The organism is Halosimplex yunnanense (assembly GCF_054504345.1).
The window spans coordinates 58,275-69,981 of sequence record NZ_JBTJEL010000023.1 but is presented as its reverse complement, the minus strand read 5'-3'; the positions used below and the strand labels follow the sequence as shown (position 1 = coordinate 69,981).

The 11,707-nt window shown below is 63.9% G+C and carries 14 protein-coding genes; 5 read left to right on the top strand and 9 right to left on the bottom strand.

Features of this window, described 5'->3' with window-relative positions; all coding sequences use genetic code 11:
- The first annotated feature begins 62 nt into the window (after positions 1–62).
- The gene (locus AB2U09_RS00715; RefSeq protein ID WP_459190772.1) at positions 63–878 is read left to right on the top strand and encodes a DUF7839 domain-containing protein; all 816 of its coding nucleotides are present in this window, start codon (positions 63–65) and stop codon (positions 876–878) included.
- A 42-nt stretch (positions 879–920) separates the two neighbouring features.
- Here the strand turns inward: AB2U09_RS00715 and AB2U09_RS00710 are convergent, their stop codons facing one another.
- Positions 921–1,538, bottom strand: coding sequence for a class I SAM-dependent methyltransferase (locus AB2U09_RS00710; RefSeq protein WP_459190771.1), 618 nt, complete (start codon positions 1,536–1,538; stop codon positions 921–923).
- Between the two features lie 272 nt (positions 1,539–1,810).
- Here AB2U09_RS00710 and AB2U09_RS00705 point away from each other — a divergent pair, with 272 nt between their 5' ends.
- Both AB2U09_RS00705 and AB2U09_RS00700 read left to right on the top strand, forming a co-directional pair.
- Positions 1,811–2,119 (top strand): DUF7344 domain-containing protein, encoded by a 309-nt coding sequence (locus AB2U09_RS00705; protein WP_459190770.1) that lies wholly within the window; start codon positions 1,811–1,813, stop codon positions 2,117–2,119.
- 263 nt (positions 2,120–2,382) lie between these two features.
- Entirely contained in the window at positions 2,383–3,162 is a 780-nt protein-coding gene (locus AB2U09_RS00700) for an NAD(P)/FAD-dependent oxidoreductase (RefSeq protein ID WP_459190769.1), read from the top strand.
- A gap of 41 nt (positions 3,163–3,203) precedes the next feature.
- Here the strand turns inward: AB2U09_RS00700 and AB2U09_RS00695 are convergent, their stop codons facing one another.
- Entirely contained in the window at positions 3,204–3,908 is a 705-nt protein-coding gene (locus AB2U09_RS00695; protein ID WP_459190768.1) for a hypothetical protein, read from the bottom strand.
- Between the two features lie 77 nt (positions 3,909–3,985).
- Between AB2U09_RS00695 and AB2U09_RS00690 the strand changes: the two genes are divergently transcribed.
- Positions 3,986–4,942, top strand: coding sequence for a hypothetical protein (locus tag AB2U09_RS00690; protein WP_459190767.1), 957 nt, complete (start codon positions 3,986–3,988; stop codon positions 4,940–4,942).
- A gap of 24 nt (positions 4,943–4,966) precedes the next feature.
- On the opposite strand, the gene AB2U09_RS00685 is transcribed toward AB2U09_RS00690, so the two are convergent.
- The 6 genes from AB2U09_RS00685 to AB2U09_RS00660 form a co-directional block, all read right to left on the bottom strand.
- The gene (locus tag AB2U09_RS00685; RefSeq protein ID WP_459190766.1) at positions 4,967–5,221 is read right to left on the bottom strand and encodes a type II toxin-antitoxin system HicA family toxin; all 255 of its coding nucleotides are present in this window, start codon (positions 5,219–5,221) and stop codon (positions 4,967–4,969) included.
- An 8-nt stretch (positions 5,222–5,229) separates the two neighbouring features.
- Complete coding sequence (locus AB2U09_RS00680; protein ID WP_459190765.1) at positions 5,230–5,511, bottom strand: type II toxin-antitoxin system HicB family antitoxin; 282 nt, start codon at positions 5,509–5,511, stop codon at positions 5,230–5,232.
- Between the two features lie 89 nt (positions 5,512–5,600).
- Complete coding sequence (locus AB2U09_RS00675) at positions 5,601–6,101, bottom strand: DUF7970 domain-containing protein (protein WP_459190764.1); 501 nt, start codon at positions 6,099–6,101, stop codon at positions 5,601–5,603.
- Positions 6,098–6,937 (bottom strand): ParA family protein, encoded by an 840-nt coding sequence (locus AB2U09_RS00670; RefSeq protein WP_459190763.1) that lies wholly within the window; start codon positions 6,935–6,937, stop codon positions 6,098–6,100. Before AB2U09_RS00670 ends, AB2U09_RS00675 begins: the two co-directional genes overlap by 4 nt.
- A gap of 196 nt (positions 6,938–7,133) precedes the next feature.
- Positions 7,134–7,568: a PIN domain-containing protein gene (locus AB2U09_RS00665; RefSeq protein WP_459190762.1), complete on the bottom strand. Its 435-nt coding sequence runs from the start codon at positions 7,566–7,568 to the stop codon at positions 7,134–7,136.
- On the bottom strand, positions 7,569–7,820 hold the full coding sequence (locus AB2U09_RS00660) for an AbrB/MazE/SpoVT family DNA-binding domain-containing protein (RefSeq protein ID WP_459190761.1): 252 nt from the start codon (positions 7,818–7,820) through the stop codon (positions 7,569–7,571).
- A 152-nt stretch (positions 7,821–7,972) separates the two neighbouring features.
- Here AB2U09_RS00660 and AB2U09_RS00655 point away from each other — a divergent pair, with 152 nt between their 5' ends.
- The gene (locus AB2U09_RS00655; protein WP_459190760.1) at positions 7,973–8,974 is read left to right on the top strand and encodes an LLM class flavin-dependent oxidoreductase; all 1,002 of its coding nucleotides are present in this window, start codon (positions 7,973–7,975) and stop codon (positions 8,972–8,974) included.
- A gap of 1,227 nt (positions 8,975–10,201) precedes the next feature.
- On the opposite strand, the gene AB2U09_RS00650 is transcribed toward AB2U09_RS00655, so the two are convergent.
- Positions 10,202–11,581, bottom strand: a complete 1,380-nt coding sequence (locus tag AB2U09_RS00650) for a Cdc6/Cdc18 family protein (protein ID WP_459190759.1) — start codon at positions 11,579–11,581, stop codon at positions 10,202–10,204.
- Positions 11,582–11,707: the final 126 nt, after the last annotated feature.

Below are 11,707 nucleotides of genomic sequence, written 5' to 3'. Positions count from 1 at the left end.
ATAGACCAACTACACGCTCGCTATGGCAAAACTACTTGACCTCGAAGGACCGAGGGATCGTAATGGCGAACGACGCGAGCGACGCCGACGGGTACGGGGTGCTCCGGAGCAAACGGAACGCGACGCGGTATCAGATCCTGGTCGAGATCGCCGAGCGCCAGCCGGCGGTGAACCAGCAGGAGATCGCCGACGCGATCGGCATCACGGCCCAGGCGGTCAGCGACTACCTGCAGGATCTGGTCGAGGACGGGTACGTGGAGAAACACGGCCGCGGGCGCTACGAGGTGACCAAGGAGGGCGTCGACTGGCTGATCTCCCAGACCGACGAGCTGCACGAGTTCGTCCGGCACGTCTCCGAGGACGTCATCGGGCAGGTGGAGATCGAGACGGCGATCGCTGCCACCGAGATCAGCGAGGGCGAGACGGTAACGCTGACGATGCGGGACGGCGCGCTCCGGGCGATGGCGGGCGACACCGGGGGCGCGACCGCCGTCGCGGTGACCGACGCCAAGTCCGGTGCGGACGTCGGCGTCACGAACTTCGAGGGCGTCGTCGAGTACGACCTGGGGACCGTGACAGTCGTGTCGATCCCGCAGGTCCAGAACGGCGGTAGTTCGGTGGTCGACCCCGGACGGATCGCGGAGATGGCCGAATCGCACGATCTCGTCGCGGTCGCCGGAGCGGAGGCGCTCGCCGCCGCGTCGGCGGCGGACCTGGACCCGGACGTCCGGTTCGGGAGCGCCGCGGCCGTCGAGGAAGCGGCTGCGAAGGGGCTGGACGTACTGCTCCTCTCGGCGACGGACGCCCTGTCGTCGCACACCGATCGACTGCGCGAGCAGAACGTCAGCTACGAGGTCGTCGACGCCGCCGAGGAGTGACACCCTGTCGGGGAGTGACCGTCGCTGTCGCGACTCGATCGTTCACAGCGCCCGGAAGACGCGGATCGTGTCCCGGTTGGTCGGCTCGCGGACGAGCTGGGCGAGCCCGAGGTCGGAGAAGACGGCCTTCCAGTCGCGGTGATACAGCGGGAAGTCGTCGTCGACGAAGCTCACGTCCTCGTCCGACCGGCCGCGTTCGGGGCTGTTTCCCTCGTTCTCCGCGGTGATGAGCAGGTCGCTCGTGATCCGGACCAGCTCCGCGAAGACCCACTCGTCGTCGGGGTGGACGTGCTGAAGCGTCTCGACGGAGTAGACGACGTCGAAGGCGTCGTCGTCGAACTCCGGGACGACCTCCTCGATCGGGCCGGTGTGGAACCGCCCCGTCTCGGCGAGTTCGGGGTAGTACTCGGCCATCACGTCGAACGACTCGTCGTTGATGTCGACGCCGGCGAGCGTCTCGAACCCCTGCTCGCGCAGGTGGGCGAGGTGGCGACCGGACCCGCAGCCGACTTCGAGGATCGCCGCGTCCTCGTCGGCGTAGTAGTCCAGGACGGTCGCGAGCGTCTCGCTCACCTCGTTGGGGCCGATCTCGGCGTAGTACTCTGGCGAGTACGCCTCCGATCGGTCGGCCCACACGCGCCGGTTGTCCTCCGGGTCCATACCGGGCGATACGCGAGTGTGCCCGTAAGTCCGATCGGTTCCCTGCCGTTTCCACCCGCCGCACCGACTCCGCCGGCGGAGGCCACACACCTGCCGGCCGCCGTTTCGATCCGGTACGAAACCCGCAACGACCCAGTTCGTACCCGCCTCGTCACAGTCGAGGCGAGTCGCGAACGGTCGTGAACAGCGGCCTAATCACTTCTAGCGTGACCTTACGGACGAAGGGATACTCAGGAGGGATAGACCGACGCGAAAACGACGGCTTACCTACCATGACGGACACCACTAGCGACCGACCGACCGGCTTCGCGAACCCCGAGGACCGCTCCACCGACGACGTGTATCTACTGTTGCGGTCCGAGCGGCGTCGGCTCGTGCTCGACGTTCTCTCGAACGAGCACGCCGCGACGACGCTCGACGATCTGGCCGCGGAGGTCGCCGCGCGCGAGAGCGACTTCGACGCGGACGACGAGCGGGCGATGTCGCGATTGAAGACCGCCCTCCACCACAACCACCTCCCGAAGCTGGCCGAGGCGGACGCCCTCGAATACGATCCAGCGACCCATCGAGTCGATCCGTAACGCGGGAGGCGGGAACGAGAACGGGATCACGGGGGTGACAAGGTGAGGCGTGTTCGCTCGCCTCGTTCCCGCGTCGATACTCGGTCCGGAAAGCCAAGAACCCCCGAATTGAGGAAGATCATCAACAGCGAGTAGCCGCTACCGAAAGCCGTCGGGTCGGGCGAAACATGTCCGTACCGGCCCGGCTGCACGTCTCGACCGCTCACTGCGTCCCGATCGGTCGGGCCCGGAACACTGATTTCAGCGACCCGTGACGTGCCCGTATGACACGCGACTCCACCGGACAGCGCGACGCGCCGAGCGACGAGAGCAAGGGGTACGCGGTCGCGGTCGTCGGCGGCGGGATCGCCGGGCTCTCCGCGAGCGTCTTCACCGCCCGCGCGGGCCTGGAGACGCTCGTCCTCGACGCGGGCGGGTCGCTCCTCCGGCGAAACGCCCACCTGGAGAACTTCCCCGGCTTCCCCGCCGGCGTCAACGCGCGACTCCTGCTCGACATGCTGGGAGATCAGGCCGAGGAGGCGGGCGCCGAGCAGCGCGAGGCGACGGTCGAGACGGTCGAGAACCGCGACGACGGCTTCGCGATCGAAACGGACAGCGGTGAACGCTACCGCGCGGACCACGTGATCGCCGCGACGAAAAACGAGACCACCTACCTCGACGGGATCGACGGCGTCGGGATCGTCGACCGCGGGAAGGAGTACGTCGACACCGACGAGCGCGGACGGACGGGCGTCGACGGCCTCTACGCGGCCGGTCGGCTCGCCGAGAAGCCACATCAGGCGATCGTCTGTGCCGGCCACGGCGCGGAGGTCGCGGTGACGCTGCTGGAGGAGGTCGACCAGGGGTTCTACCACGACTGGGTCGCGCCGGATGGCTATTTCACCGGTCGCGACCGCGACGTTCCGCCCGGCTGCGAGGAGATCGACGCCGCCGAGCGCGAGCGCCGGGAAGTCGACTCGCTCGACGCGATGACCGAGTACTTCGCCGAGCCCCATCCCGACGAGCAGGTCACGCACCCGAGTCTCCGCGACGAAGACGAGTGAGCGACGAAGACGAGAAGCGGTGAGGGGGCAGGGAACGGACGCTACTTCTCGCTGTCGCGGCCCTTGAACGCCCGCTGGCCGGTCATGGCTGCTCTGACGGTCTGGACGGCGACGGTGCCCCCGACCGCGTCGCTGTCCTCGGCGATGCGGTAGATCTGGCCGGGGATGTCCGCGATGGCGGCGAGCAGGATGACGGCACCGACGGCGACGCCGGCGGGGAGGTAGACCAGCCCGGTGAACGCGGCGACGACGCCGACGCCCAGCCCGAGCGTCCCCGCGACGGTCCCGAGGATGGCGAGCGTGACGAGGAACGCCTTCCGGAGGTTGGTCCGCTGGTTGTGGCGGATCCAGTCGGCGTAGCTGTCGACGAGCCACGCGAGCGACTCCGCCTCCGAGAGGTCGGCCGCCGCCTCCAGCCCCTCGGGGTCGGCGCCGACGCGCTGGCCCGCCGTCGCGTAGGTCAGCCCCGAGGCCGCCGCCGAGAGGACGAACAGGCCGACCCCGATCCCGACCGCCGGGTTGAGCACGAGCGAGACAGCCGCCGCGTCGGTCGCCGCCGCGAACGACAGCGCCGACAGCAGGACGCCGACGATCGTGACGTTCAGCCGGAACACCGACAGCGCCTTCCCGTCGATGTCGTCCAGCGTCGACAGCTGCGCGTCCAGCGTCGTCCGCGCCTCCTCGCGGGCGATCCGGAGCGCCTCGACGTCCGTACCGCTCCCGTCGTTCGATGTTCCGCCTGACATGTAACTCACTCGTGTCGGTGAGCGCGTAATACTATCGGACAGAAAGGTTATGTGAGCGTGCCAGAGAGTTTCGGGGTATGGAGATCCCGCGATCGGTCCGCGAGGACCTCGAGTCCCGTAAAAACGTGGTCGGTACCTGCATCGGTCCGAAGCGCGTCGGCGACCAGCCCACCGACGAGGAAGTGCTCGTCGTCCTCGTCTCGGAGAAACTCCCGGAGGTGCAACTCGCCGAGGTGGACAGGATCCCGAAGGAGATCGAGTTCGACGACACGCGGGTCAAAACGGACGTTCAGGAGGTCGGCGACGTGCGGACGCAGGCGACCGCGACTCAGCCGGCCGAAGAGCCCGACCGCGAGCGGCGATGGCGACCCGCGCCAGCCGGCGTCTCGCTGGGGCATCCGGAGATCACCGCCGGCACGCTCGGGAGCCCACCGCTGGAGACCGAGGACGGGACGACGGTCGTCCTGACGAACGCACACGTCGCAGCCCCGATCGGGATCGCCGAGTCGGGCGACGACATCCTCCAGCCCGGCCCGGCCGACGGGGGAACCGACGATGACGTGATCGGCACGCTCGTCGAGGGCAGCGAGATCCGTCCGAACGAGCCGAACACGACCGACAGCGCGATCGTCGAGGTCGACCCCGAGCAGTTCACGGGCACCGTCCTCGGTATCGGCGAATTCGCGGGGTTCACCGAGGTCTCGGCCGACGCGACGTTCACCAAGAGCGGCCGGACGACCGGCGTGACGACCGGCGACCTGCGCGGTCGCGACGCCCGGATCAAGGTCCGCGGCTATCACGACGAGCCGACGGTCTTCGAGGGCGTCGACGTGTTCGGGCCGATGAGCGCCGCCGGCGACAGCGGCAGCCTGATCGGGATCGACGGCGACGACGGCTTTCGCGCCACGAACCTGCTGTTCGCCGGGAGCGACCGGACGACGCTCGCTATCCCGATGGACGCCATCGAGGAAGAACACGGTGCGCTGGCGCCCGCCGAGGCGGGATCAGGCCCTGAAGACGCGTCGAGCCAGTAGCTAAAAACAGTAGAAGGGTCAGTGTCAGCGGTTTCGGTCGATCCACTCGCAGAACGCATCGAAGTCCTCCGCCCCGGCCTGTTCGGCGATGCTCCGGAGCGTCCCCGTGTCGATCCGGTCGTGACGCGGGACGGTCACCGTCCGCGGTTCCGTCTCGTGGTCCGCTGGCGGGGACCATTTCAGAATGACGTGGTCACCGGTCGTCCGTTGCCATTCGAACCCGCCGACGTTGCCGAGGACCTTGATCACGTCGTCGCCGGAAAAATCACGCGAGACCATTCCGCTCGCTACTGCAGTACGTCCGGGAGGTCTCCAGACGAGTTCTCGTCGGGGTCGATCCCCACCTCACGCAGTTCCTCGTCGGTGGGTTCGCGCCCGATCTCACCGTGGTGGAGGGCGACTGCCTCGTCAAGGTTGTCGAGCGCCGCTTCGCGGGTCTCCCCCTGGGACGCTACGCCCGTTTCCTCGTCGCGGGCGACCCACAGATCACCGCTCTCACCGAGCGAAAGCGTGATCTCGACCGGCGTGGTCGGGTCCTCGTCCCCCGCCCCGTCGGTATCAGTACTCATGTGGAGAACCAGGCCGGGGTGACAGATAAATTCTCGGTGAGAGTGCCCCAGACGGGCTGTCTACGATCTGCGGCCGAGAGGCTATCCGCTCACGTCCAGCCGTAGCCCCACTCTTCGAGCTTCGCGAGGACGAGGTCGGGGTTCTCCTGTGCGACGGCCATCGCCGCCTCGGTCACGTCGGTCTTGTAGACGTCCTCGCCGAGCTCGGCCTCCATCTCCGCGACGAGGTCGTCGATGCCGGCCTCGACGTGGTCGCGCAGGAAGACCGGGCGCTGAGTCCGCCCGTCCTTGACGCCGTTGCGAGCGTGGATGTACGGGAGCGTCTGGCGCTGTGTTTCCTCCGTCCCCTCGTCGCCAGACGGTTCGGGATCGGTTCCCGCGTCGGTTCGCTCGTGATCCCCGGGCGCCGATCCACCGCTGGCGCTCGCCGACGCCGGATCGATCGATCCGGTCGCCGGATCGGAGTCCTCGCCGTTCGCATCCCGGTGGTCGTCCTCAACAGCGGCATCGTCCGCGTCGTCCTGCGACTCGGTGTCGCCGTCGTCTCGCGGTTCCTCGGCGAAGGGGTCGTCCGTCGATCCCTGCTTCATGCTTCCACCGCCTGCGTCTCGCGAATGCGCTCGGCGAGCCGTTCGATCTTCTCCAGCGTCTCCGTTTCGTGCTCACGCTCGCGGTCGCGATGGGCCTCGGTATAGCGGAATGCGGTGCACTGCTCGGCCCAGCAGCCCTCGAGCAGGGAGGAACGCTCGCGCAGCCGGATCGGGATGTCCCAGCCGTCCTCCCGGATCTGTTCGAGGAAGCGCTCTTGGTCGTTCATCCCCTTGAATCGGTTCGGGACGACGGCGAGGACGCCGACCTCGATGCCGAGTTGGTCCTCGAGCCCGCCGACCAACTGGTCGAGCCCGCGGACGGACTCGTATCCCTTCCCGCTGGGTTCGAAGGGGATGACCAGATGCCGCGTCGCGTGGATCGCGTTGTGGAGTTTGATGTCCGCGGTCGCCGGCGGGTCGACGATCAGCGTGTCGTAGCGCTCGTGGACACCGGCCTCCCGCAGCACGCGCAGGAGCTGCTTGTTCGGATTCCACGACTCCCCGAAGTCGGCGGCCTCCTCCTCGCGGCGGCGCAGGTGCTTCGACGCGTACTCGAGGATGTTGTGCGAGGGAACGACGTCGATCCCCTCGCTCGTCTTGATCAGCTCCGAGAAGTCGTCGCGCGGGCGGTCGATCATGTGCCGGAGGAGGCTGTCAGCCTGGTCGTCGTCGCGGTCGTCGTCGACATCGAGCAGGTACGACAGCGACGCCTCCTGCGTGTCGAGGTCGACGACGAGCACGTCCCGGCCGGCTCGCTCCTCGGCCTTCGCGAGGTTCGCGGCGAGCGTCGTCTTCCCGACGCCCCCCGCCTCCGAGTACACCGTGTAGGCCAGCATACTCGCCCTGTTGCGCCGCTCAGCTATAAAACTCAGTCAGACGAGTTAGCTAGCTGGCTTAGCTGAGTGACTTAGCTGGCTGACTCAGCTAAGTGACTTAGCTGATCGGATTAGTTGAACGGTCCACCTAGTCGAATTAGCTGGCAGAGTTACCTGGTGTAGCCGACTGACGTAGCTGAGTCAGGTCCTGATCCAATCAGTTCGGGTCGTACGGATTCGCGGCTATCTCGAGACGGGAGACGCCGTCAACCGCGTCGAAGTCGTCGTCGAAGGCGTAGAGGTATTCGATGTCCGCGGTCTGCATGTACGCGACGATGGAGGCGTCGACAAACGAGAACGGTTCGTGCCGTCGAAACAGCGCCTTCCCCGTGGCGCGGGCGTCGGCAGTGAGCGAGTCGACGTGGAATCGCGCGTTCTCCTCGATGCGGTCGAGGAGGTCGACGGCCGCGTCGTGGCCGGCGTGGGTCACGAGGCCGTTGAGTGTCTCCGCGAGGACGTAGTCGAGGAGGACCGCCTCCGGGAGCGAGCCGTCGTCGATGCCGCGGAGAACTGGGAGCGCAGACTCGTGGGCGCCGTCCTGGCGGTACGCCGCGGCGAAGAGGACCGTCGTATCGACGAGGACACGGGGCATCTACTCGACGTCGACGCCCCAGGCGTCGTGGTCGGTCGCGGCGTCGGTCTCCGCGTCGCCGTCGTACCCGTCGAACTCGGCGAACGTGCCCGTCCGCTGCTGGACGACCTGCACGCGAACGCTCCCGTCATCTTCGAGATGCCAGCGGAGGTGGTCGCCGTCGTCGATGTTGAGTTCGCGCCGGATCCGGGCGGGGATGTTCGCCTGGTTCCCCGACACCGTGCTCTCGGCGTCGACCCGGTCGCTGCTCATACGCGGTAGTTGCGGACCGGCCGTGAAAAGTCTAGTGTGCCGAGACACTACCAACGGGAAGGCGTCGCTTCTGGGACCGTCGGCGCCGGTCAGGACCGTGTTCCGGGGTACCACGTCGTTTCATTACGCGGGGGTTCGACCGCTGGGACACAATGCAGTTCGACTGGATGGTCCAGTGTTACCCCGGCGTGGGCGTCCACCGCGACGCGCCGCTGCTGGAGGACCTCGACCGCGAGACGACGATGGCCGGCGTCGACGCCGCGGAGGCGGCGGGACTGGAGGGGTTGTGGGCGCCCGACCACTTCATGCTCGGCCCGAAACACCAGGAGTACGAGGTGTGGACGCTGTTGAGCGCGCTCGCCGAGCGCACCGACGACATGGAACTCGGGCCGCTGGTAGGATCGGTCACCTACCGCAACCCCGCGCTCCTGGCGAAGATGGCGACGACCGTCGACATCCTCTCGGAGGGGAACCTCCGCGTCGGCCTCGGCGCCGGGTGGCACGACGAGGAACACCGGGCCTACGACTTCGACTACCCCGACATCGAGGCCCGCATCGAGATGCTCGAGGAGACCATCCGCGTGCTGAAGGCAATGTTCACCGAGGACGAGCCGACGTTCCACGGCGACCACTACCAGATCGACGGCGCCTACAACGAGCCCAAGCCCGTGCAGGACCCCCACCCGCCGATCGTCGTCGGCGGCGCCGGGCCGACGCTGCTCCGGGTGGCCGCCCGCCACGCCGACGAGTGGAACGTCGAGATCAGCGGCCGCGCCCGCGGCCCGCCGATCGAGTACAAGGTCGAGAAGTTCGACGAGTACCTCGAAGCCGAAGGCCGCGACCCCGACGACGTCGAACGGTCGTGGCTCGCGCACGTCCTCGTCCGCGAAGACGAAGAGGAGCTCCAGCGGCTCTGTGACGAGATCTTCCCGCTCCCCTGGGGCGAGGAGGACGACATCGACGAACAGCTCTCGAACGCCGAGGAGGCCAGGGAGAAGGGCGACTTCCTCATCGGCACGCCCGCGGAGGTGACCGAACAGATCGAGTCGATCCGCGACCTGGGGTTCGGGAAGCTCCAGCTCATGTTCCTCGACTTCCCCGACACCCGCGGGATCGAACTGTTCGGCGACGAAGTGCGACCCGAACTGCAGTGACTTCGGCGACGGTCGCGTGATCTGAGAGAGCGCGTCTGGGGTGGGGATTGGTATCGCAGGCTCCCGGGGTCGTCCGCAATTATTCGGAAACCGATGGGGTGGGTAGCCGCTACAGCTGTTGCAAATTCTGGGAAGTTGAGTATTGGGTGAATGCTGGAGACAGACCATAAAGGAGGACTTCACGCTCTAAATCCATCCTGTTTAAATTTGCCTCGAGAGATATCGATCCTTCCCAAGACAGGACTTCGTGGAATTGCGGACGACCCCGGAGACGAGGGGCTTCTATAGGTTGTTTGGCAAGATACTATGCAGACACACCACTGCTTCCGGAGAAAACGGGTAGTAGTAGAGCTTTCAATGCCATATACACCTGATTTGAAAGCTCCGGAAACGGTGGTGGGATCACGATGAGATTCTCTTCAAGACTCTAATTGGGGTGGAAGGCTTCACGAGAGAATCGTAACGGACTACCAGAGATCAGGAGAACGGACACACCACATTTCAAATGAATTTACTCCCCACCGTTTCCGGAGCTTCTTCGCAGTAGAAAGACTCTATCCAGAATTCACAGCAAAATTGAAAGCACCGGAAACGATGGGTGTTCTCACTTTGGTCAGAGAAGACAGACACACACCACCGTTGCAAGTGAAGCGGGAGAACGATTTCCTACCCTCACCCCCCGTCATCGATGTGTAAAGCGGACTCGCAGTTCCTCACTCCACCCAATTTCCTAGGTGCGATTCACGCACGAGTTCGGACATAATGTGCGCATAGACTCTAATACTCGATTTCACAGTCGAAATCTCACCGCTAGTGGATGGGATAGTTCCGACTATGTTTGAGTTTGAAGCCTCGTCAGTCCCGGACAGCAGTCCCATCCAGCTGCCAACGATCCCGTTTCCAGTGTGCGTCGTTAGGTAACACTTCGCACCTGTCGACCTCCACGATCTCCGAAGCTCTTGGAGTCGTTCAGACCCCCACCGTTTCCGATGATTATAGGCAGTAGAATATCTATAGTTCCGAAATTCGTCCGTTTCGGTAGCTCCGGAAACAGTGGTTCGATTGCGATTTCCACCCTGAAACGAACAGTGCGATCCCCACCACCGTTTCCGGAGCTATTGAACCCGAAAAATGCTGTCAACTGCATTCCGAGAGTGGAAACATCAGAACGATGGAGTGGTTTCAACCGATCACCCTTCCGTTTTTGTCGACCTCAAAAGGCCCAACTCAGCGATCAACAATATCGATAATCTGCTTGCGCATCCGAGAGCCGATAGGAATACTCGAACAGCGGTCGTCGAGGCCAATCGATTGGAGCAAGAGACTCGGCTCGTCCAGTAGGGACAGCTGTAGATACGTCCCTTCCCGATACCCATCGCTCGTTCGACTCATATCGATGATTTTCAGCGTCTCGTATTCCCGAAGCTGGTCGGTGATTCGCTTCTGACCGAGAACGTTCGTATCGAGCGCCTCGGCGAATTCACGATAGACGCGATACATCTCGGTGGCTTTGAAATGAGACTGATTCGTGAACTCGTCCATCGCAGCGAGTGCAGCGATTGCGATCTTTGCCTGCGTCGGACACCCTCGAATTAGGTCTTGAATGCGCGTTACTTCAGCATCGTCGTTGGCAGCACGGACGTGTTCTTCACGAACTTGGTCGGCATCGTTATCGCGAGCGATCTCGCCAGCAAGTCGGAAGAGATCGATAGCACGCCGCGCATCGCCATGTTCCTGTGCAGAAAAGGCAGAACAGAGTGGGATAACATCATCCGAGAGGACACCGCTACGGTACGCGTCACGACGGCGATTCAGAATATCACCGAGCTGATTTGCATCGTAAGCAGGGAACACGATCTCGTCCGGAGCGAATGAACTCTCGACGCGAGTGTCCAGCCGATCACCGTACTTGAGGTCGTTGCTGATACCGACGACTGTGATGCCAGCCTCGACGTCATTCTCTTCGCCAGCTCGAGATAATTGCATCAGGAGTTTACTATCATCTGCCTCCTCTGGCGGGACGTTTTGTGTATCGTCAGGCGGTGCGAGACGATCGATCTCGTCGAGAACGACGATAACAGCGTCGTAGAGGTCATTAATGACCGTCCATAACCGATCATAGTAGACTCCGGTTGCAATGCCCGATTGCGGGATTTCCACACCCGTTTCGTCGGGATCATTCAGACTCTTGGCGAGTTGGACGATCGTCTGGACCTCTGAACGACGTTGTGCACAGTCGATAATTGCGCGTCCAATGCGGACATTATTGTCTTCGCCTCGTTCGACAACTTCGCGACTGACGTACCGAGTGACAAGTGTCTTCCCAGAGCCAGATTTCCCGAGAAGGAGCGTCCCCTTCCCGGATCCGCCGGAAATCGTTGGTTTTAGTCGGCGAGCAACGGTTTCAATCTGGTCGTTTCGACCGACGATTTTGTTCTGGTCCGGAATATGGTCAATACGGAGCAGATTTTCGTCGGCAAAAATCGGGTCTTCTTCATCAAGGACAGAAAGTGGATCGTCGCGAGACGTAGAGCGAGAGTGAGCAACAGCACCGTGCCCGGTAGCATAATCCCCGAGGGTTTTCGTCTGCTCCCTGTCTGAAGACATACACCGGATTTCAAATGATTTTGACTTAGTTCTTTTCCCCTAAATTCAAAACTGCCCTATTTCCACCGATATTTGGCCTATATCCGAAAATTGGCCGACTACCATACCAAAATTGTCACTTACCAA

Excerpts from the sequence above, each read along its gene's own strand:
- AB2U09_RS00685 (WP_459190766.1), bottom strand. The coding sequence starts at position 5,221 with ATGGTCTCGCGTGATTTTTCCGGCGACGACGTGATCAAGGTCCTCGGC.
- AB2U09_RS00655 (WP_459190760.1), top strand. The coding sequence starts at position 7,973 with ATGCAGTTCGACTGGATGGTCCAGTGTTACCCCGGCGTGGGCGTCCAC.
- AB2U09_RS00695 (WP_459190768.1), bottom strand. The coding sequence starts at position 3,908 with ATGTCAGGCGGAACATCGAACGACGGGAGCGGTACGGACGTCGAGGCG.
- AB2U09_RS00675 (WP_459190764.1), bottom strand. The coding sequence starts at position 6,101 with ATGAAGCAGGGATCGACGGACGACCCCTTCGCCGAGGAACCGCGAGAC.
- AB2U09_RS00715 (WP_459190772.1), top strand. The coding sequence starts at position 63 with ATGGCGAACGACGCGAGCGACGCCGACGGGTACGGGGTGCTCCGGAGC.
- AB2U09_RS00710 (WP_459190771.1), bottom strand. The coding sequence starts at position 1,538 with ATGGACCCGGAGGACAACCGGCGCGTGTGGGCCGACCGATCGGAGGCG.
- AB2U09_RS00680 (WP_459190765.1), bottom strand. The coding sequence starts at position 5,511 with ATGAGTACTGATACCGACGGGGCGGGGGACGAGGACCCGACCACGCCG.
- AB2U09_RS00665 (WP_459190762.1), bottom strand. The coding sequence starts at position 7,568 with ATGCCCCGTGTCCTCGTCGATACGACGGTCCTCTTCGCCGCGGCGTAC.
- AB2U09_RS00650 (WP_459190759.1), bottom strand. The coding sequence starts at position 11,581 with ATGTCTTCAGACAGGGAGCAGACGAAAACCCTCGGGGATTATGCTACC.
- AB2U09_RS00670 (WP_459190763.1), bottom strand. The coding sequence starts at position 6,937 with ATGCTGGCCTACACGGTGTACTCGGAGGCGGGGGGCGTCGGGAAGACG.
- AB2U09_RS00660 (WP_459190761.1), bottom strand. The coding sequence starts at position 7,820 with ATGAGCAGCGACCGGGTCGACGCCGAGAGCACGGTGTCGGGGAACCAG.
- AB2U09_RS00705 (WP_459190770.1), top strand. The coding sequence starts at position 1,811 with ATGACGGACACCACTAGCGACCGACCGACCGGCTTCGCGAACCCCGAG.
- AB2U09_RS00700 (WP_459190769.1), top strand. The coding sequence starts at position 2,383 with ATGACACGCGACTCCACCGGACAGCGCGACGCGCCGAGCGACGAGAGC.
- AB2U09_RS00690 (WP_459190767.1), top strand. The coding sequence starts at position 3,986 with ATGGAGATCCCGCGATCGGTCCGCGAGGACCTCGAGTCCCGTAAAAAC.